19 protein-coding genes are annotated in these 17,372 nt (G+C 64.5%); 12 read left to right on the top strand and 7 right to left on the bottom strand.

What is annotated here, in order from left to right; all coding sequences use genetic code 11:
* Positions 1 to 75 precede the first annotated feature (75 nt).
* The 3 genes from EJ078_RS03630 to EJ078_RS03620 all read right to left on the bottom strand — a co-directional run bounded on the left by EJ078_RS03630 (position 76) and on the right by EJ078_RS03620 (position 2,936).
* Entirely contained in the window at positions 76 to 1,311 is a 1,236-nt protein-coding gene (locus EJ078_RS03630; RefSeq protein WP_208721078.1) for a patatin-like phospholipase family protein, read from the bottom strand.
* A 168-nt stretch (positions 1,312 to 1,479) separates the two neighbouring features.
* Positions 1,480 to 1,923: an SRPBCC family protein gene (locus EJ078_RS03625; protein WP_067321724.1), complete on the bottom strand. Its 444-nt coding sequence runs from the start codon at positions 1,921 to 1,923 to the stop codon at positions 1,480 to 1,482.
* Positions 1,924 to 2,036: 113 nt separating this feature from the next.
* The gene (locus EJ078_RS03620; protein WP_127216357.1) at positions 2,037 to 2,936 is read right to left on the bottom strand and encodes an SMP-30/gluconolactonase/LRE family protein; all 900 of its coding nucleotides are present in this window, start codon (positions 2,934 to 2,936) and stop codon (positions 2,037 to 2,039) included.
* A 105-nt stretch (positions 2,937 to 3,041) separates the two neighbouring features.
* Between EJ078_RS03620 and EJ078_RS03615 the strand changes: the two genes are divergently transcribed.
* From EJ078_RS03615 to EJ078_RS03585, 7 genes are all read left to right on the top strand, one after another.
* The gene (locus EJ078_RS03615; protein ID WP_127216356.1) at positions 3,042 to 3,761 is read left to right on the top strand and encodes a FadR/GntR family transcriptional regulator; all 720 of its coding nucleotides are present in this window, start codon (positions 3,042 to 3,044) and stop codon (positions 3,759 to 3,761) included.
* Positions 3,761 to 4,963, top strand: coding sequence for a mandelate racemase/muconate lactonizing enzyme family protein (locus EJ078_RS03610; RefSeq protein ID WP_127216355.1), 1,203 nt, complete (start codon positions 3,761 to 3,763; stop codon positions 4,961 to 4,963). Before EJ078_RS03615 ends, EJ078_RS03610 begins: the two co-directional genes overlap by 1 nt.
* A gap of 39 nt (positions 4,964 to 5,002) precedes the next feature.
* Positions 5,003 to 5,980 (top strand): sugar ABC transporter substrate-binding protein, encoded by a 978-nt coding sequence (locus EJ078_RS03605; RefSeq protein ID WP_127216354.1) that lies wholly within the window; start codon positions 5,003 to 5,005, stop codon positions 5,978 to 5,980.
* A 158-nt stretch (positions 5,981 to 6,138) separates the two neighbouring features.
* Positions 6,139 to 7,116: an ABC transporter permease gene (locus EJ078_RS03600; protein WP_066993166.1), complete on the top strand. Its 978-nt coding sequence runs from the start codon at positions 6,139 to 6,141 to the stop codon at positions 7,114 to 7,116.
* Between the two features lie 3 nt (positions 7,117 to 7,119).
* Positions 7,120 to 7,851: an ATP-binding cassette domain-containing protein gene (locus EJ078_RS03595; RefSeq protein ID WP_127216353.1), complete on the top strand. Its 732-nt coding sequence runs from the start codon at positions 7,120 to 7,122 to the stop codon at positions 7,849 to 7,851.
* 11 nt (positions 7,852 to 7,862) lie between these two features.
* Positions 7,863 to 8,618 carry an SDR family oxidoreductase gene (locus tag EJ078_RS03590; RefSeq protein WP_127216352.1) on the top strand — a complete coding sequence of 252 codons (756 nt, stop codon included), beginning with the start codon at positions 7,863 to 7,865 and terminating at the stop codon, positions 8,616 to 8,618.
* Positions 8,605 to 9,489 (top strand): aldose 1-epimerase, encoded by an 885-nt coding sequence (locus EJ078_RS03585; protein ID WP_245457121.1) that lies wholly within the window; start codon positions 8,605 to 8,607, stop codon positions 9,487 to 9,489. Before EJ078_RS03590 ends, EJ078_RS03585 begins: the two co-directional genes overlap by 14 nt.
* Positions 9,490 to 9,724: 235 nt before the next feature.
* On the opposite strand, the gene dinB is transcribed toward EJ078_RS03585, so the two are convergent.
* Both dinB and EJ078_RS03575 read right to left on the bottom strand, forming a co-directional pair.
* Positions 9,725 to 10,987 carry a DNA polymerase IV gene (gene dinB / locus EJ078_RS03580; protein WP_127403184.1) on the bottom strand — a complete coding sequence of 421 codons (1,263 nt, stop codon included), beginning with the start codon at positions 10,985 to 10,987 and terminating at the stop codon, positions 9,725 to 9,727.
* 398 nt (positions 10,988 to 11,385) lie between these two features.
* Complete coding sequence (locus tag EJ078_RS03575; RefSeq protein WP_067001020.1) at positions 11,386 to 11,766, bottom strand: cupin domain-containing protein; 381 nt, start codon at positions 11,764 to 11,766, stop codon at positions 11,386 to 11,388.
* A gap of 379 nt (positions 11,767 to 12,145) precedes the next feature.
* Here EJ078_RS03575 and EJ078_RS03570 point away from each other — a divergent pair, with 379 nt between their 5' ends.
* Positions 12,146 to 12,382 (top strand): hypothetical protein, encoded by a 237-nt coding sequence (locus EJ078_RS03570; protein ID WP_127215797.1) that lies wholly within the window; start codon positions 12,146 to 12,148, stop codon positions 12,380 to 12,382.
* 127 nt (positions 12,383 to 12,509) lie between these two features.
* Here the strand turns inward: EJ078_RS03570 and EJ078_RS03565 are convergent, their stop codons facing one another.
* Positions 12,510 to 12,788 carry a hypothetical protein gene (locus EJ078_RS03565; RefSeq protein WP_127215796.1) on the bottom strand — a complete coding sequence of 93 codons (279 nt, stop codon included), beginning with the start codon at positions 12,786 to 12,788 and terminating at the stop codon, positions 12,510 to 12,512.
* A 483-nt stretch (positions 12,789 to 13,271) separates the two neighbouring features.
* Between EJ078_RS03565 and EJ078_RS03560 the strand changes: the two genes are divergently transcribed.
* Positions 13,272 to 13,508 carry a hypothetical protein gene (locus tag EJ078_RS03560; RefSeq protein WP_127215795.1) on the top strand — a complete coding sequence of 79 codons (237 nt, stop codon included), beginning with the start codon at positions 13,272 to 13,274 and terminating at the stop codon, positions 13,506 to 13,508.
* Positions 13,509 to 13,531: 23 nt separating this feature from the next.
* On the opposite strand, the gene EJ078_RS03555 is transcribed toward EJ078_RS03560, so the two are convergent.
* Complete coding sequence (locus EJ078_RS03555) at positions 13,532 to 14,749, bottom strand: TadE/TadG family type IV pilus assembly protein (RefSeq protein WP_095801447.1); 1,218 nt, start codon at positions 14,747 to 14,749, stop codon at positions 13,532 to 13,534.
* A 280-nt stretch (positions 14,750 to 15,029) separates the two neighbouring features.
* Here EJ078_RS03555 and EJ078_RS03550 point away from each other — a divergent pair, with 280 nt between their 5' ends.
* The 3 genes from EJ078_RS03550 to EJ078_RS03540 are packed head-to-tail and all read left to right on the top strand — an operon-like array spanning position 15,030 to position 17,128.
* Positions 15,030 to 16,283 (top strand): pilus assembly protein TadG-related protein, encoded by a 1,254-nt coding sequence (locus EJ078_RS03550; protein ID WP_067321698.1) that lies wholly within the window; start codon positions 15,030 to 15,032, stop codon positions 16,281 to 16,283.
* A gap of 4 nt (positions 16,284 to 16,287) precedes the next feature.
* On the top strand, positions 16,288 to 16,728 hold the full coding sequence (locus EJ078_RS03545) for a TadE/TadG family type IV pilus assembly protein (RefSeq protein WP_067321694.1): 441 nt from the start codon (positions 16,288 to 16,290) through the stop codon (positions 16,726 to 16,728).
* A complete protein-coding gene (locus EJ078_RS03540; protein WP_067321690.1) occupies positions 16,718 to 17,128 on the top strand; it encodes a TadE/TadG family type IV pilus assembly protein in 411 nt (136 codons plus the stop codon). The genes EJ078_RS03545 and EJ078_RS03540 overlap by 11 nt, the downstream gene beginning before the upstream one ends.
* The last annotated feature ends 244 nt before the right edge of the window (positions 17,129 to 17,372 follow it).

Raw genomic sequence — 17,372 nt, 5'->3', positions numbered from 1 at the left:
TGCAGGGCACGAACCGGTTTGGATTGCGCCACGATGGCGATTGGCGAAAGCGGACGCGGAGTCCGAACGCCATGCTCACACCTTGAAACCGCTCATCAGCGCCTTTGACACCACCGCACAGCGTCCGGGCTTCACGTCGCCCGCCTTCAGTGGCACGCCCTTTCCAGCCGGCACCGCCGGCCGGTACCAGCTCTGCAGCGCCTGGTCGCTGGCGCAATAGCCCCAATTGACGAGATCGATCGTCTCCTCGCTTCCCAGGAAATGAAGCGACGTGCCGATATCGGCAGGCGCGATTGCCGCGCTTTGCACGAAGCTCGGCTCGGCGGCGTCAGGCTTGCTGGCGATCGACCAGTAGACGCCGCGGGTGGCGGCATAGTCGGGCCGGGTCGCGTCATTGGGCAGGCCCTGGTCGTCGGCATCCTTCGCCGCCTGGAAGCGGGCGATGAGGTCGCGCCGCCGGAGCGAGCGCACCTGGTTGTCGGTGGTGTCGAGCACGTGCTTCAACTGCGAGAACCAGTTCCAGTAGCCGGAGCCGGACGCTCGCCAGGGCGCGCCGGCGTCGCTGACCAACAGCCAGCGGCAGCGCTTCAGCGCCGGCTCGATGCCGTGATTGTCATAGACGCCGCCATCGGTGAGCACGGCGCGGCCGGCCGGGACCGGCGGGCCGACGCTCGCGTCGAGCTTGTCGTTCTCCCACGCGAACTGAGTGAGGTCGAGCCTGAGCGGCGACAGAAACGGCGGGAAGGCGGACGACGCCGCGACCGCGGTCGCGACCGGCAGGTCCGCATGCTTGGCCATGCCGATCCGGTAATCGGCAATGTAGCGGTTGGACATGCGAAACAGCGAGCCGGTGCTGAGATTGCTCGAGCAGAACACGAACCACGGACGCCGGGTCAGGCTCTTCAGCGTCGGCACCTTGCCGTCGAACAGATGGCGCTCGTAGCAGGTGGCGACTTCGCGCGCCGCGCTCGAAAACGGGTTGAACACGCCCTTGAGGATCGACGGCGCGTCAAGGAAGACCTGCGAGAAAGCGAGGATTTTTTCGACGTAAAGCTCGCGGAAATTCGTGGCAACGCCGTCGGCAAAGCTGAGGCGCGGCCAGAGAACCGCAAGCAGCCCGGCGGCGATCGAGCCGCCCGAGACCGAACTGACCATGTCGATTTTCTGAAGCAGGCCGGCCTCGTTCAGCCGGCAGAGCACGCCGGCATGGAACAGCATGGCGCGATAGCCGCCGCCCGACAGGCAGAGGCCGAGCTCGTAATGCTCGACCTTGTCGTCAGCCGGTGACGATCCGGCTGGAATCGGCTCCATCGCGCCCCCTTCTGCCTGTCCGTTCGGCATTCGAGCTCGGCTTTGCTCAATCCAGCCCAGCGCAGCGATTCTGGCAAGCGGGGGAAACGCGTAACGTCGCGGATTGGAAATCGGGCCGCGTGCCGGCCGCTCCGTCGCGGCCGGCTGCATAGACCCTGCGATCGATCTTTACTGACTGATCTCGGGCTCGACGAGCCTTGCCAGGTTCTTGAGCGACTCCTGCCAGCCGAGATAGCAGGCCTCGGCGGGGATGGCGTCCGGAATGCCGGCCTGGGTGATCTCCATCTCCGTGCCGACCGAGACTTTCTTCAACGTCACCGTCACCTGCATCTCGCCGGGCAGGTTAGGATCGTCGAACTTGTCGGTGTAGCGCACGAGCTCACCCGGAACGAGCTCGACATAGTCGCCGCCGAAAGCATGGCTTTCGCCCGTGGTGAAGTTGCGGAACGACATTTTGAAGTTGCCGCCGGCCTTTGCATCCAAGTGATGCACCGTGCAGGTGAAGCCGTTCGGCGGCAGCCATTTCGCCAGCGCGTCCGCCTCGATGAAAGCGCGATAGACTTTTTCAGGTTTGGTGGAAAGCACGCGGTGCAGGCGGACAGTGCTGGGCATTTCGTTTCTCCTGTTGATTGCCGGTCTATGCTCCTATGACGAACGGTGATTGGCCAGTCCGACATCGATGGTGAAGTTTTTTGATCGCTGCTGCCGATCTCTCGATGGGGAGATTATCCGAACCGGTTGCCTTGCACGCCGCGCACGCCGGGCCTGAGCGCGAACAGGCCGCCTTCGAAGGGGTTGGCGTCGAGATGCTCGGCGCTCATGGTGAAGCGCGCCGAGGTGACGAACAGCGTGTCGAGGCCGGGGCCGCCGAAGGCGCAGCTCGTCGGCCAGCTGCAGGGCAATTCGGCGATCCGGTCCAGCCTGCCGTCGGGCGCGATGCGGGCGAGGCAGCTTCCGCCAACCACCCGGCAGTTCCAGATATAGCCCTCTGCGTCAAGGCAGGAGCCGTCCGGCAGGCCGCGCTCGAAGCTGGTGAAGAAGGGGAGCGCCCGGCCGAGCCGTCCCGCCTTCTTGTCCCAGTCATAGCTGTAGAGCGCGTTCTTCGTCGTGTCGGCGGTGACGAAGCGTCCGTCGGGCAGCCACACCATCGTGTTGGTGATGCCGAACCGGTCTTCGCTGAGCGGCGTCGCTTTGCCCTCCCGGCCGACCCGGTAGAGCCGACCTTCATCGCTGGCGATGGGCACCGGCGCGTCGTCCGGGCCGATGTTGTTGGCCATCGTTCCAACCCAGAACGAACCGTCCGGCGCCACCACGCCCTCATTGAGCCGCGTTCCCGGCCTGTCGTCCTCGATCGTCGCGAGCGTCCGGAACGGCCCATCGAAGTCCCATAGCGCGATCTCCTTGCGCAACCCGACGATCGCGCCGCCGTCGTTGCGCAGGCCGACCGAGGTCACGAGATCGGGCGTCTGCCAGCTTTCATGCGCGCCGCTCACCGGATCCAGCCGATGGATCCTGCGGCCGATGATGTCGACCCAAACCAGCCTTTCGCGGCGCTCGTCCCACACCAGGCTTTCGCCGACCACGTCGCGCGCATCGAAGATCAGGCCGGCTTGCTTCTCGTGCATGGGGCGCCTCGGGGCAGGGTGTCAGAAAATCAGCTTGACATATATCTTTAAGCCGAAATATGAGCAATTCAACATCAACCTGTCATACAGGTGTTGAGGAAACGGATGCAAGAGCAGACGGACCCACCGGATGAACCGAGTCCTGGCCTGGTCAGCACGGCGATTCAGGCGATAACCCAGCACATCCGCTCGGAAGGCCTGGCGCCCGGCGATCCGCTGCCCAGCGAGGCCGCCATGACGCGCCAGCTCAACGTTTCCCGCACGGTCGTGCGCGAGGCCTTCCGCTCGCTGTCGGCGATGCGGCTGATCGACATGAGCGCCGGGCGCCGCGCCACCGTCGCCAAGCTCGACACCGGCGCCATGTCGATGGTGATCGAGCATGGCATCACCACCCAGCAGATCAGCGTGCAGCAGGTCTATGACGTCAGGCGCACCATCGAGATGCGCACCGTGGCGCTGGCCGCGCTGCGCCGCACCAACGCGGAAGCCGCGGCGATCGCCCAGTCGGCCCGGCTGATGCGCGAGAGTTGCAAAAGCCCCGAGACCGTCATGGAGCATGACATCGCCTTCCACGAGGCGATCGCGGCGGCCTCGCACAATCCGGTCTTTTCGCTGATCGTCACCGCCTTCAGCGGCGTGACGCGCCGCACCTGGGTCATCGGCTGGCGAACCCGTTCCTGCGACGAGGACCAGCTCAAGATGATCAAGGGCCATGAGGACATCGCCGACGCCATCCTCAAGGGCGATCCGCGGCTTGCGGCCGAGCATATGGCCGAGCATTTCGACAAGAGCGTCAAGGCGCTCATCGACGCGGGGATAGCCTGATGAAGATCCGCGCCATCGAGACCGTCCGCATCGAGGAACGGCCCAACCTGCTCTGGGTCGAGGTTCATACCGACGAGGGCATCACCGGGCTCGGCGAGACGTTTTATCTATCGCGCACCGTCGAGGAATATCTGCACGAATATGTGGCGCCCAGGGTGATCGGCCGCGATCCGCTGGAGATCGATCTTTTGGCCGCCGATCTCGTCGGCTATCTCGGTTTCCGCTCCAGCGGCGCCGAGGTGCGCGGCAACTCCGCCTTCGACATCGCGCTGTGGGACATTTTCGGCAAGGCCACCGGCCAGCCGGTCGCGCAGCTGCTCGGCGGTTTCAGCCGTCGCTCGATCCGCACTTACAACACCTGCGCCGGCACCGAGTATATCAAGGACGCCAAGGGCCAGACGACGGCCAATTACGGCATCGGCGCCGGGCGCGATTACGACGATCTCAACGCTTTCCTCACCCGCGCCGGCGAGCTGGCCGAGGAATTGCTCTCCGACGGCATCACCGCAATGAAGATCTGGCCGTTCGACCACGCGGCGGAGAAGACGCGCGGCAACGACATCTCGGCAGCCGACTTGAAGGCGGCGCTCGAGCCTTTTGAAAAGATTCGCAAAGCCGTCGGCGACAGGATCGACATCATGGTCGAGTTCCATTCGATGTGGCAACTCTTGCCGGCGATGAGGATCGCCGAGGCGCTCAGGCCCTACGCCACCTATTGGCACGAGGACCCGATCCGCATGGACAGCCTCGGCGATTTGAGGCGTTACGCCGCCGCCAGTCCGGCGCCGATCTCGGCCTCCGAGACGCTGGGCAGCCGCTGGGCTTTCCGCGACCTTCTGGAGACCGGAGCGGCCGGGATCGTCATGCTCGACATCTCCTGGTGCGGCGGCCTGTCGGAGGCGCGCAAGATCGCTTCGATGGCCGAGGCTTGGCGGCTGCCGGTGGCGCCGCACGACTGCACCGGTCCGGTCGTGCTCGCAGCGTCCACCCATTTGTCGCTCAACGCGCCCAACGCGCTCGTCCAGGAAAGCGTGCGCGCCTTCTACCGCACCTGGTACCGCGACTTGGTGACGGCGCTGCCCGAGGTGAAAGACGGCATGATCACCGTGCCGCCGGGGCCTGGGCTCGGGCTGGCGCTCAGTCCCGATCTTGGCAAGGCCTACACCGTCCACCGCCGCGTCAGCAGCCAGACGGACATTTAGCCCAAGACGCACATCTAGGATCCATAGGGAGGAACAAACATGAGAAAACTGACAGCAATACTTCTGCTCGGCGCCGCCCTTATCGGCGGGCAATCGGCCGCCAAAGCCGACGGGCTCAACATCGTCTTTACCCATCATTCGTCGGCCTCGAACACATTCTGGCAGGCGGTGAAGAAAGGTTTCGACGATGGCTGCGCCAAGGTCGAGGCCAACTGCAACATGGTCTTCACCCAGACCGAGGGATCGATCGAGCAGCAGGTCGCGAACATGCGCGCGGCCCTTGCCGCCAAGCCCGACGCGCTGCTCACCTCCATCGTCGACGACCATGCCTTCGACGATGTCATCAAGGAGGCCCGCGACGCCGGCGTGGTGGTGATCGCCGTCAATGTCGACGACACCGAAGGCGCCAAGGGCAATGCGCGCCAGGCCTTCATCGGCCAGGGCTTCAAGCCAGCCGGCTACTCGCTCGCCAAGGCGATTTCCGAGAGCTTCCCGAAGGATGGTCCGATCAAGGTGCTGGTCGGTATCTCGGCGCCAGGCCAGAACTGGTCCGAAACCCGCGGCGCCGGCGTCATGCAGTTTCTCGAGGAGTACAAGGCCGCTCATAAGGACCGCGACGTTTCGTGGGAGCGCATCGACAGCGGCACCGACCTCGCCATCACTTCCGACCGCGTCGGCGCCTATCTCAACGCGCATCCCGACACTACGGCCTATTTCGACACCGGCTTCTGGTGCGCCGGCGTGGCGCGCGTGCTGGCCGATCGCGGGGTCGCGCCCGGCAAGGTCCTGCTCGGCGGCTTCGATCTCGTGCCGGAAGTGCTGCAGCAGATGCAGAAGGGCTATGTCCAGGCGCTGGTCGACCAGCAGCCCTACATGCAGGGCTTCATGCCGGTGATGGAAGTCTATCTCAACAAGAAGCTCGGTCTTGCGCCTTCCGACATCGACACGGGGCAGGGCATCGTGCGCCAGAAGGACGCCGATGCGATCATGGCGCTGTCCGCGCAGGGCATGCGCTGAGGTCGCATGCCTTTGAGATTGGCCGAGACGCCCGTCACCGAAATGCTGGCGGGACATCACCCCCCTCTGTCCTGCCGGACCGTCCGGCAGGACAAAGGGGGGTGTGAAGGAACGCGGCGCCACAGTACCTTTCACAATCACCGCACCGGAGCCTTTCATTGAAGCGCCTGTTCAAGACCTATCTCGAGAAGCCGGAACTGGCCGGGCTGATCCTCCTGGTGCTGCTCATCGTCCTGTTCCAGGTCCGCTCCCACGGCGTGTTCCTGAACCAGGACAATCTGCGCGGCATTCTCGGCATCCTGCCGGAGGCCGGCCTCGTCGCCATCGGCGTTACCATCCTGATGATCAGCGGCGAGTTCGACCTGTCGGTCGGTTCGGTCTTCGCGCTGATGCCGATGACGATGGCGGTGCTGATGGTGCAGGGCTGGCCGTTCCCGCTGGCGCTGCTCGCCGGGCTGCTCGTCTCGGCGGCCATCGGCTTCATCAACGGTTACGTCACCATCCGCTTCGCCATCCCGAGCTTCATCACCACGCTCGGCATGCTGTTCATGGCGCGATCGCTCACCGTTGTCGTTTCCGGCGGCTTTCCGCCGCTGTTGCCCGCCGACCTGCCGACTTGGCTGTTCACCTCCTTCGTCGGGCCGGGCAACATGTTCCGCATGTCGTTTCTGTGGTTCGTGGCGGTCGCGGTGCTGACCTCGCTGATGCTGTCGCGCACCAATTTCGGCAACTGGATCAAGGCTACCGGCGGCTTCCTGCCGGCCGCCGCCGCGATGGGCATCCCAACGGCCAGGGTCAAGATCGTCTGCTTCATGCTGTGCTCGGTGCTCTCGGGCTTCGCCGGCATGCTGCAGGTGCTGCGATTGGGGTCGCCGCTGCCTTCGATCGGCGAGGGCATGGAGCTGCAGGCGGTCGCATCCGCCGTCATCGGCGGCGCCTCGCTCGCCGGCGGCATCGGCACCGTCATGGGCGGCATCATCGGCACGACGCTCATCCGGGTCATCGACAACGGCCTTGTGCTCAGCCATGTCGACGCCAACTGGTTCAAATTCGCCATCGGCTTCCTGACCATCTTTGCCGTCGTCGCCAATGCCTGGATGCGCAAGCGCGCCAAGGCCATCAAGATGGAGGGCTGAGTCGTGCGCGACGCCATCATCTCGGTGCGCAATCTGCACAAGTGGTATTCCGGCGTGCATGCCCTCAAAGGCGTCACGCTCGACTTCAAGCGTGGCGAAGCGCTCGGCCTGGTCGGCGACAACGGCGCCGGCAAGTCGACCTTGATCAACATCCTGTCCGGCGTCCACCGTGCCGACCAGGGCGAGATCAAGGTCGAGGGCAGGGACGTCCGCATCGCCACCCCGCGCGACGCGATGGATCTCGGCATTGAGACCATCTACCAGTACAATTCCATGGTCCCCACCATGTCGATCGCCCGCAACCTGTTCATCGGCCGTGAGCCGACCCGGTTTTCGATCCTCGGCGTCGGCATCCTCGACCAGAAGAAGATGGCCGAGGAAAGCGTGCGCGCCATCGCCAATGTCGACCTGCATCTGCGCTCCCCCGACGCGCTCGTCGGCGAGCTCTCCGGAGGCCAGCGCCAGGGCGTCGCGATCGCGCGCGCCATGCACTTCAAGTCGAAGGTAATGATCCTCGACGAGCCAACCAATCACCTCTCGGTCAAGGAGACCAACAAGGTGATCGGCTTCGTGCGCGGCCTGAAGGAACAGGGGGTGACAGGCGTCTTCATCAGTCACAACATGCACCACGTCTTCGAGTGCTGCGACCGTATCGTCGCGATGGCGCGCGGCGAGATCGTGCTGGACAAGCGCATCGGCGACACTTCGATCGACGAAGTCCATTCTGTCCTGTGAGGGGTTAGGCAATGAAGGCGCTCGCTGGTCGTAAAGTGTTGCTGACGGGTGGCCTCGGCTCGCTCGGCCGGGCCCAGGCGGTAACGCTGGCGCGGGCCGGCGCGCGCGTGCTGGTGCTCGACCGCCCCGACATTAGTGAGGGCGAGCAGACGGTGGCGAGACTTGCCGGACAGGCCAGGGGCGATATGGCCTTCGTCGGCTGCGATCTCAACCGGCTGGCCGATGCGGAAGCGGCTGTTGCCGCGCTGGCGGCGAAGGAAGGTGGGATCGATATCCTGATCAACAACGCGGCGCTGATCATCAACCGGCCGTTCGAGCAGTTCTCGCTGGCCGAATATGAGGATCAGATCCGCGTCAATTCCTCGGCCGCCTTTGCGCTGGCGCGGGCCTGCGCGCCGGGCATGAAGGCGAAGGGCTACGGCAAGATCGTCAACTTCTGCTCGATCACGCTCAACGGCCGCTGGGACGGCTACGTACCCTATGTCGCCTCGAAGGGCGCCATGCTCGGGCTCACCAAGTCGCTGGCGCGCGAGCTCGGGCCGCATGGCATCCGCGTCAACGCCGTGTCGCCGGGCGCGGTGGTCTCGGAGGCGGAGGCGCGCGTCTTCGGCGACCGGTTGAAGCAGTACAATGACTGGATCCTCGAGAACCAAAGCCTCAAGACGCGCATCGAGCCTGACAATGTCGCCGAGCTCGTGCTGTTCCTCGCCTCACCCGCCTCCGACATGATCAGCGGCCAGAACATCGCCATCGATGGCGGCTGGTGAGGATATGGCCGGCGCGGTCAAGCTGAACGACGGGCAGGCGAGGCTGGTGCTGGCGCCGGAGAAGGGCGCGGCGATCGCGCGCTATGACGCGCTGGTGATCGGCAGCGCGCCGGTTCCGCTGCTGAAGCCCGGCGATGGCACCGGGACGTCCGGCTGCCAGCTCCTGGTGCCGTGGTCGAACCGCATCTCCGGCGGCGGCTTCACTTTCGACGGCCGCTTCCACGCGGTCGCGCCGAACGTTCCGGGCGAAGCCTTTCCGATCCACGGCGACAGTTTCCAGAAACCGTGGCGGCTTGCCCGCCGCACGGACACCGAGGCGGAGCTGGTGCTCGACGAGGGCGCGATCGGTCCTTACCGCTATGCTGCTACCGTGACCTATGCGCTGCGGGACGGCGCGCTGGAGGCGCGGCTGACGGTGGAGAACCGCGCCGGCATGCGCCTGCCTTACGGCCTCGGTTTCCATCCGTGGTTCCCGCGCGGCGACACAACCCTGCTCGAGGCCAAGGCCAGGCGTGTCTGGCTGGAGGACGAGCGCCATTTGCCGGTCGGCGTGGTGCCCGTGAGCGAGCGCCCGGCCTGGGATTTCTCGCGCTCCATCCCGCTGCCGTGGGACTGGGTCAACAACGCCTTCGACGGCTGGAATCGTCGCGCCTCGATCGCGCAACTCGAGGAGGGGATCGGGGTCACGCTCACCGCCTCGCCGGAGCTTGGCGTCTATATCCTCTATTCCCCGTCATCCGACGCCGACTTCTTCTGCTTCGAGCCGGTGTCGCACCCGGTCGATGCGCATCACGGCGAAGGGCTGACGGTGCTTGAAGATGGGCAAACGATGAGCGCGGCGATGCGGCTGGACTGGGCGGTGGCGGGTTGAGGGCAGCCGACCGAGCGCGTGATCTCAACCCTTGAGGGGGAGACGGCCGGCAGGCCAGAGAGGGTCGTCTCACATAGATCGCCAGCATTGTCTTCGTCGCCGACGACGCCGGCGCTTCACGCGCGGCGACGCCCTCTGCCGCCTTCGGCGACATCTCCCCACAAGGGGGAGATCGGACGGCGCGTCGGCTTTCGCCAATCTCCAGCGCCGCAGAGCAGATGCCGAAGCACCTCCCTCACAGCTCCTTCTCCGCCAGCTCCCTGAATTCATCCGGCACCGAGCGCGCTGCTTGCAGCGCGACGGTGCCGTAGCCGACGGCCTGCTTGCCGAAGCGCTGGCGGATCTTGTCTATGGCGCGGTCGGCGCCGAAGCGGGCGAGGCCTTTGCGGCTGCCGGGCTTCAGCTTCTCGTCCGCCAGGCCGAGCGGCAGTTCGAGCTGCAGCTCGGCATGCTCTTCCAGATGCGAGACCGAGATCGCCAGCAGCGAGATTTCCCGTTCGCCCGGGTGAGCGGCGAGCACGCCTCTGACCAGCTCTTCCGCGACGTCAGCGAGCATGGTCGTCGCCTGGATCGGCTGCTCCAGCGTCACCGAGCGCGTGACCGCGCGCATGTCGGCAAAGCGCACGCGCACCGTCACCGTGCGGCCGGGCCGGTCCTTGGCGCGCAGGCGGCTGGCGACGCGATCGGCGAGATGCAGGAGCGTCGGCACGAAGACGCGCGGCAGCGCCGGTTTGCGGCCCAGCGCCGACTGCGCGCCGGCGGAATGGGCGCGGCGATGCGTCTCCAGCCGGCGCGGGTCGCGGTTCCAGGCAAGGGCCGCGAGCTTCTGGCCGGCGGCATGGCCGATCAGCCGCTCCAGCGCGCCGCTATGCGTGCGCGCCAATTGCCCGATCGTCTCGACGCCGATCTCGGCGAGCCTGGCTTTGGTTGCCGGACCGACGCCCCACATCAGCGACACCGGCAAATCGTGCAGGAAGGAAAGCTCGGTGCCAGGCTCGACCACCACCAGCCCGTCGGGCTTGGCCACCTGCGATGCGATCTTGGCGAGATGCTTCGTCCGTGCCACCCCGATCGAGATCGGCAGGCCGAGCTCGCTCTTCACGCGGCGGCGGATGGTTCGCGCAATTTCGTCCGGCGGTCCGAACAGATGCGTGCAGCCGGCGACATCGGCGAAAGCCTCGTCGATCGAGATGCGCTCGACCAGCGGCGTGAAATCGTCGAGCACCTTGATCGCGGCGTCGCCGAGACGCTGGTATTCGCCGAAGCGGCCGCCGACGAAGATGAGCTGCGGACAGAGCTCGCGCGCCCTGCGGCCGGGCATGCCGCCGCGCACGCCAAAAATCTTCGCCTCATAGGAGGCGGCAAGCACTACGCCGCCGCCGACTGCGATCGGCTTGCCGCGCAGCGACGGGTCGAGCAGTTGCTCGACCGAGGCGTAGAAGGCGTCGAGATCGGCATGCAGGATCGTAGCGGCCGAAGCGGCGTTCGTGGCGGCCATCCCGCTCCCGGCTCCATCCATCCGCTTTGCGGCATCGCAGCATTAGCAGCAACTGTTGTAAGCGGTAATGCGTATGAACATAAAGAGAACAAAAGGAGTTTCCTGTCAAGCCGGCCAGCTGGGTATGAGAACATCTGCAACCCGACACAACCAAGGGCTTTGACCGGTTGCGCCGGTGTGCTCCCCTTTGACGGGTTGACCGCTGACCAGGGAGGGGCGCGAAGGATCGCGGCCCAAAACTGCGTCATGCCAGGACGAAGTCAGGAGCCGAGCGACGCGCGAAGACCAGGATGACGAAGTGCGGCCGAGCCGGAGATCCAGGTTCTGAGACGATGGCGGGACAGCGCCCCCTCTGATCGTCCCACATGGGGGATCGGCTGTCCCTTGGCCGACAGCCCCTAGACCGGCTTGGCGTATTGCTCGGCGCTCAGCACCTCGATGCATTGGAACGGCTCATTGCCTTCTACCCAGGCGTCATGCCCGGGCGGGATTGTATAGGAGGTGCCGGCCTCGAAGGTCTTCTGCGTCCCGTCGTCCATGCGTATGGTGATCGTTCCGGACACGACATAGCCGACATGCGAGACCTGGCAGCTGTCAGTCTTGACCACCGGCTTCACGCATTCGGACCATCTCCAGCCCGGCTCCATGTTGAGCCGCCCGAGCGTGTAGCCCGGCAGCCGGACCACTTCGACGCGGGTCTTGGCGGGCGAGCGAACCTCGTCGGGATTGTTATGCGACTTGGATTCGAGCTTGGTGACCTTCATTGCAGCTTCGGCCATGGTATCCTCCCATTTCCAAGGATTGCAAGCGGGGCCTGACGCGCGATCGTCGGCGACCGCTGCCGGATTGATACGCCTTTCAATGAATGATTGCTAATCTAAGTTGCTTGGCGCGGCGCGAAATCGATTTTGCCGCGCAGGCCCTATTGCAAGCACGCTCTGCCGGTGTTTTGCTGTTCCTTGCGCCTGGCACGACGGTGGTTGAGGGGCCACCCCGTTTCTCGCCCTTGGGGAGAATCCTGTGAACCCTCGGCAAGTGAATTTCGCCAATAGCGCCGCGGCAAAGCCAGGCCCCGTCCGCGATAGTCCATTTTCATTTCCGCTCGCGGGCGCGCGCTCACCGCGCCCATCGAAACCGCCATAGGCGAGGCCAAGCCGGGTGGAAGGCGATACTCGAAAAAATCAGAAAAACTGGGAGGAATCGATGCTTCATCAGGTAGGAAAAACGGAAACCCGTCCGCCGGTCGGGGCAGTGCGCCGCACTCCGCCGGCGCTTCGCCAGTGCTGCGACAACTATATCTGTCCGACCTGCGACCAAGTCGTCGAGCTGACGGATTTCCGCCAGGTCGTCTGGCATCAAAGGCCGGGCCATCGGCCGATGGATTTGGATGACTGAGCGGACCTGCCCAAGAAAAAAGGGCCCGAGAGAAAAAGGGCCCGCGCCTACCAGAGGAATGCGCGGGCCGAAGCTGGAGTAGCCATTCGATAAACGCGCAGCCGGCCTACCGGTTGCGCCAGGCGGATCAACCGCCGTTAGCCGGGGCCGGAGCCGGAGCGGCAGGCGCGGGTGCCGGCGTCGTCGACGGTGCCGCAGGCGTCTCCACCTTGGGCGCCTCGACCTTCGGCGCATCGAGCTTCACATTGACATCCGTCGATCCGCCACCGCCGGTGCGGCCACCGACATTGATGATGCCGGTAAAGAACAGCAGGGCCACGATCGCGATGATGGCAAGAACGATCGCCACTGCTGTGCCGGCGCCGCCCCCGCCACTGGTGTTTACAACTGTAGGTCTGTCGGCCATGGTTTCCTCTCCTTTGCCGATTGGGATGTCGTGGCAACGGCGCCAAAGCTGGAATGTTCCTGCTTTCGGGCCACGGTCCCTTGTCAGGCGGGACCTGAGGCCGCACCTTTGAGCGCAGAGGTCCGAATGGGCGATTTCTGGAAACAAGTAGGACCACAACTCATTGTGGCACAACCGTCGAGTAACGTCCCTTCATCGGCGGTTTGAAAGTGGAGTTGCCCGCCATTTCCTGCGATGTGGCGGGCAACTCCCACAATCCCGCAGTATGCCGAGATTCGCGAACCTGTTCGCCGCGCTTTTGCCGGTCGATCCAAACGACCACAGGCGTGCGCGACGTACTTTTAAGCCCTGCCTGCCGCTTCGCTCGATCTCAGCGCGGGCCGCCCAGGCTGTCGCCAAATCATGATGCACCACTCCGAGCGGAACCCGGCCGCCCGTCACGCCGTTGACTTCCGCGAAGGGATCCTGTGGGCGGAGGCCGCCATGGACAGCTTCGAACTGATCGATCTTCTCTGCGTCGTCGACGCCTGCGCCAGCGATGGCGCGGCTGGGCGCCTTGTTTCAATGTCGAGAGCCGTCGAGGAACTGCGCGTCTTGACCGGTGACTTCGTCTCGTCCGACGAAGCGGCGGCGAACGCGTTGAGCCAGGTGGCGCTGCAGCGCGGCTGCGCGGTGTTGTTCGACGAACAGCCGGGCGCCGATATCGTCGGCGAGTGCTGATTTCCCCTTGAAGAAGAGCGGCGCTATTTCACCAGGGTGATCATCCTGCCGGCATACATCTCGCGATTGCCGAGCTCGGCCGCGCAGTCCGATTTCACCGCCGAGTTTCCGGTCATGCCTACGGTATTGCCGACCAGCCGCAGGCAATTGCCCTGCGCGTTCATGTCCGAATTCCCGGCATAGGAGATCGCCGCGTCGGGGGCATAGATGAAGCCGCTGACCACCGAGCCGGATCCGCCGTTGATCGTCAGCGCCGAGGTGTTGCCCTTGGCCTGGAAGATGGTGATGCCTGCATAGGCGCCGCTGGCCGGCGGCGAGAGGTTCACCTGCTCATTGGCATTGATGTAGAGCTGCGAGCCTTCCATCAGGAAGATCGTCACGCCCTGGCCGGTGAGGCTGCCGTTGCCGCCGGGCTTTATGGTGACATTGCGCAGGATGTAGACGCCCGGATTAAGCGTGATCTTTCCTGACCAGGTCTTGTCGCAATAGGTGCCGGGCGAAAGCGTGACCGTCTTGCCGTTCGGCATCGATTGGCACATGCCATAAGCGGGCGGGGTGACATTGGCCAACGGGTCGAACGATGCGTACTGGTTTTCGAGCGGTGCGTCGCACGAGAGTGTTGCGTTGGGCGGCGTTATCCCCGAGGTCGAGCCGACCGTCGAGACGCATGCCGCGCTGAGCAGGGCCGAGCCGCCGCGGTCGATGGCGTCGGCCGCGTCCGAGTTTGCGGCGATCACGCAGCCGTTCATCGCGACATTGGTCGAGCCCTGCAGGTTGACGGCGGAGCCGACATGCGGATCGAGCGCCAGAACGCACGCTTGCGCCCCGGGTTTGACCTCGACGGAGGCGGAGCGGGTCGCCTGCCAGGCCGGCGCGCCGCTGATGAAAGCCGCACGGCTGATGCTCGACGACAGGGCGATGGTGTAGCCGCTCGGATCGCCGCTGGCCGCTGCCTGGAAGGCCCCGACGCTGCCCGAATATTCGCCGGCATCGGCGACGCTCAGATTGGCTGAGAAGAAAGTCAGGCCGAGCTGGCGCACATCGCCGGCCGACATGGTCGGTTGGTATTTCGTGCCCACCGCCAGCCCGGCTGCGTCCAGCGAGTTCTGCAGTTGCGCCGCGTCGTCGCTCGTGCCGGCCACATCGACGGCGCCGGCCACGACAAGCATCAGCGGCACCATGGCGATTGCGGTCGCCAGCGCGAAATTGCCGCGCGTCGAAGCCCAGAACCGTCTGATCATGGCAGCACCCCTCGCCGGAAACGGCAGAGACACTACTCCAGCCGTCTCTACGACCGATTTCCGAAAAAGATAAAATGCAGCAAAAGCTAAAATCGCTGATTTATCCGCAGCTTGACCTAACGTCCTATATAGAGTGGGACCTAAGTCTGAGTCGTGGCCGCGCAGGGCGGTAAATATGCATGCAAGGGTCTGAAAATCGCAAGTCGAGGAAAAAAATTAGCCATTCGTTTATCGCCGGGTGTTGAACGTGGTGGCTGGGATAGCTTGGGCGCGCTCGGCCATGAACACATTCGGTCGGATTTTCAGACAGTTCGTCTCCCGCCGCCTGCGGCGCGGCGAGAGCGGCAATGTTGCGACGATCTTCGCGCTCACCCTGCCGATCGTCGTCGGCGGGGCAGGGCTCGGCGTCGAGACGTCCTACTGGTACTATTCGAGCCTGAAGCTGCAGGCGACGGCGGACGCCGCCGCCTATGCCGGCGCGCTGGAAAAGATCCAGGGATCGGACACTGCGACGATCACGGCGGCCGCGACCCAGTCGGCGACCGACAACGGCCTCGGCAATGGCACCATCACCGTCCACACGCCGCCCACCTCGGGGCCGAACACGGCCAAGAAGGCAGTCGAGGTCATCCTCAACCAGAACCTCGACCGGATGTTCACCTCGATCTTCACGCAGACCAAGGTGCCGGAGCAGGCGAGGGCGGTGGCGCTCATTACCGATGCTTCCAAGGCCTGCGTGCTGGCGCTAAATAAGTCGGCCTCGCAGGCGGCGCTTTTCTCCGGCAGCACCAGCGTCAAGCTGACCGGCTGCTCGGTCATGTCGAATTCGAGCGCCGCGGACGCCATCAAGGTCCAGGGGTCGGCAGGGCTTCAGGCCGACTGCCTGATCTCGGTCGGCGGCGTTTCGCTGAACAACCCGGTGACCACGACCTGCAAGTCGCCGATAACCCAGGCCTTGCCCGCGTCCGATCCGTTCTCCAGCCTGCCGGCGCCCTCGACCAGCGGCTCTTGCCAGAATGTCAACAGCGGCAAGTCAACGCAAACAATCCAGCCCGGTACCTACTGCAATGGTATGAACCTCAACGGCAATGTCGCGCTTTCTTCCGGCACTTACGTTGTCCAGGGCAATTTGAAGATCAACGCCGGCGCGGTCATCACCTGCGCTGCACCCTGCACCAACGGCGTAACCATCTATATGACGGGCAGCAACACCATAAGCATGAACGGCAACGCCACGGTGACGCTCAGCGCGCCGACCTCGGGGACCTATTCCGGCGTGCTGTTTTATGGCGACAGGACGGGCAACGCCGCACAGAGCACCTTCAACGGCACGGCGACTTCTTCGCTGACCGGGGCAATCTATTTCCCCAAGCAGCAGGTCAATTATCTCGGCAATTTCTCGGGCGCGAACGGCTGCACCCAGGTTGTGGCCGACACCATCCAGTGGTCGGGCAATTCCACAATCAACCAGAACTGCTCGAGCCTTGGGCTGCAAGACATCCCCGCCGCCCCGTCTGTTGCGATTGTCGAGTAGCCGCGTGGCGCCGGCAGCGATCCGCTTCCGCAAGAATCGCTCCGGCGCGGCCGCGGTGGAATTCGCGCTGGTGTTGCCGGTGCTGTGCGTCGCGCTGTTCGGAATCGCCGATGGCTGGTCCTATGTCACCAGCTCGATGGCGATGCGGGCGGGTGTGAAGACGGCGGCGAATCTGCTGCTGGCCGGCGGGGGAGACGACACCGCCGTTCAGGCCGCCGCTCTTGCGAGTTGGGAGAAGAAACCCTCCGATGCGGCGATCACGGTGACACGCACCTACAAATGCGGAACGACCGTGGTCACGTCGTCGACCACCTGTGCGGGATCGAAAGTACCTTCCATCTATGTCCAGATCCAGGCGTCGGGCACCTGGGTTCCGCCGTTCACCTTCGGCGTCTTCCCGGGCAATAGCGCGCTCAGCCATCAGCAGGTGGTCCGTGTCCGCTAAGCAAAAAACCAGGCTGTTTGCCAGCAACGCCTCTGGCGGCGCCGCGATCGAGTTCGCGCTGATCGTGCCTTTCCTGATCATGCTTCTGTTCGGCATCTTCGCCTTCGGCTGGTCGATGAACAACGAGTCCAGCGTGCGCTATGCGCTCGAGGCCTCGGCGCGCTCGCTGCAGCTTGACAGGACGATGACCCAGGCTCAGATCCAGGCGATCGCGACGCAGAAACTACAGGCGCTCGGCTTGCAGAACGTGACAGTTACGATCACCACCGACCCGCCGAGCGGCGGCTTCAAGATGGCGCATGTCAGCGCCAGCTATGCCTTCGTCATCAACTTTCCCTATTTCAGCGATTTTCCGATCAATTACTCGACCACTGTCACCGTGCCGCTGATCAACAGCTGAAGCACGTCTCCCCAAAGTGGGACTTCGTTTCGGGTCAAAGCCAGGGCTAAGCTTAACAAGCTGTGTGGGCCGAAAGATTGCGACACGCTTCAGGGCATGCCGAGGAAGAATATATAAGTATATATCTGGGATTGGCCGCAAAGCGGGATAAGAACACCTCGGTAGCGCGCCCCAAGCGCTGGTGGCATCACCGCTCCCGCGGGTTGCCCGAAACGATGCCGCGCACGTCCGAAAATCGCCTTTA

It is taken from the genome of Mesorhizobium sp. M1A.F.Ca.IN.022.06.1.1 (assembly GCF_003952605.1).
In the GTDB taxonomy this organism is placed as follows: Bacteria; Pseudomonadota; Alphaproteobacteria; order Rhizobiales; family Rhizobiaceae; genus Mesorhizobium.
Note: the sequence above shows the minus strand (reverse complement) of the source record. Positions and strands in the feature narration are given on the sequence as shown.

Excerpts from the sequence above, each read along its gene's own strand:
- EJ078_RS03550 (WP_067321698.1), top strand. The coding sequence starts at position 15,030 with ATGAACACATTCGGTCGGATTTTCAGACAGTTCGTCTCCCGCCGCCTG.
- EJ078_RS03565 (WP_127215796.1), bottom strand. The coding sequence starts at position 12,788 with ATGGCCGACAGACCTACAGTTGTAAACACCAGTGGCGGGGGCGGCGCC.
- EJ078_RS03630 (WP_208721078.1), bottom strand. The coding sequence starts at position 1,311 with ATGGAGCCGATTCCAGCCGGATCGTCACCGGCTGACGACAAGGTCGAG.
- EJ078_RS03615 (WP_127216356.1), top strand. The coding sequence starts at position 3,042 with ATGCAAGAGCAGACGGACCCACCGGATGAACCGAGTCCTGGCCTGGTC.
- EJ078_RS03575 (WP_067001020.1), bottom strand. The coding sequence starts at position 11,766 with ATGGCCGAAGCTGCAATGAAGGTCACCAAGCTCGAATCCAAGTCGCAT.
- EJ078_RS03560 (WP_127215795.1), top strand. The coding sequence starts at position 13,272 with ATGGACAGCTTCGAACTGATCGATCTTCTCTGCGTCGTCGACGCCTGC.
- EJ078_RS03555 (WP_095801447.1), bottom strand. The coding sequence starts at position 14,749 with ATGATCAGACGGTTCTGGGCTTCGACGCGCGGCAATTTCGCGCTGGCG.
- dinB (WP_127403184.1), bottom strand. The coding sequence starts at position 10,987 with ATGGCCGCCACGAACGCCGCTTCGGCCGCTACGATCCTGCATGCCGAT.
- EJ078_RS03610 (WP_127216355.1), top strand. The coding sequence starts at position 3,761 with ATGAAGATCCGCGCCATCGAGACCGTCCGCATCGAGGAACGGCCCAAC.
- EJ078_RS03620 (WP_127216357.1), bottom strand. The coding sequence starts at position 2,936 with ATGCACGAGAAGCAAGCCGGCCTGATCTTCGATGCGCGCGACGTGGTC.
- EJ078_RS03605 (WP_127216354.1), top strand. The coding sequence starts at position 5,003 with ATGAGAAAACTGACAGCAATACTTCTGCTCGGCGCCGCCCTTATCGGC.
- EJ078_RS03585 (WP_245457121.1), top strand. The coding sequence starts at position 8,605 with ATGGCGGCTGGTGAGGATATGGCCGGCGCGGTCAAGCTGAACGACGGG.
- EJ078_RS03625 (WP_067321724.1), bottom strand. The coding sequence starts at position 1,923 with ATGCCCAGCACTGTCCGCCTGCACCGCGTGCTTTCCACCAAACCTGAA.
- EJ078_RS03590 (WP_127216352.1), top strand. The coding sequence starts at position 7,863 with ATGAAGGCGCTCGCTGGTCGTAAAGTGTTGCTGACGGGTGGCCTCGGC.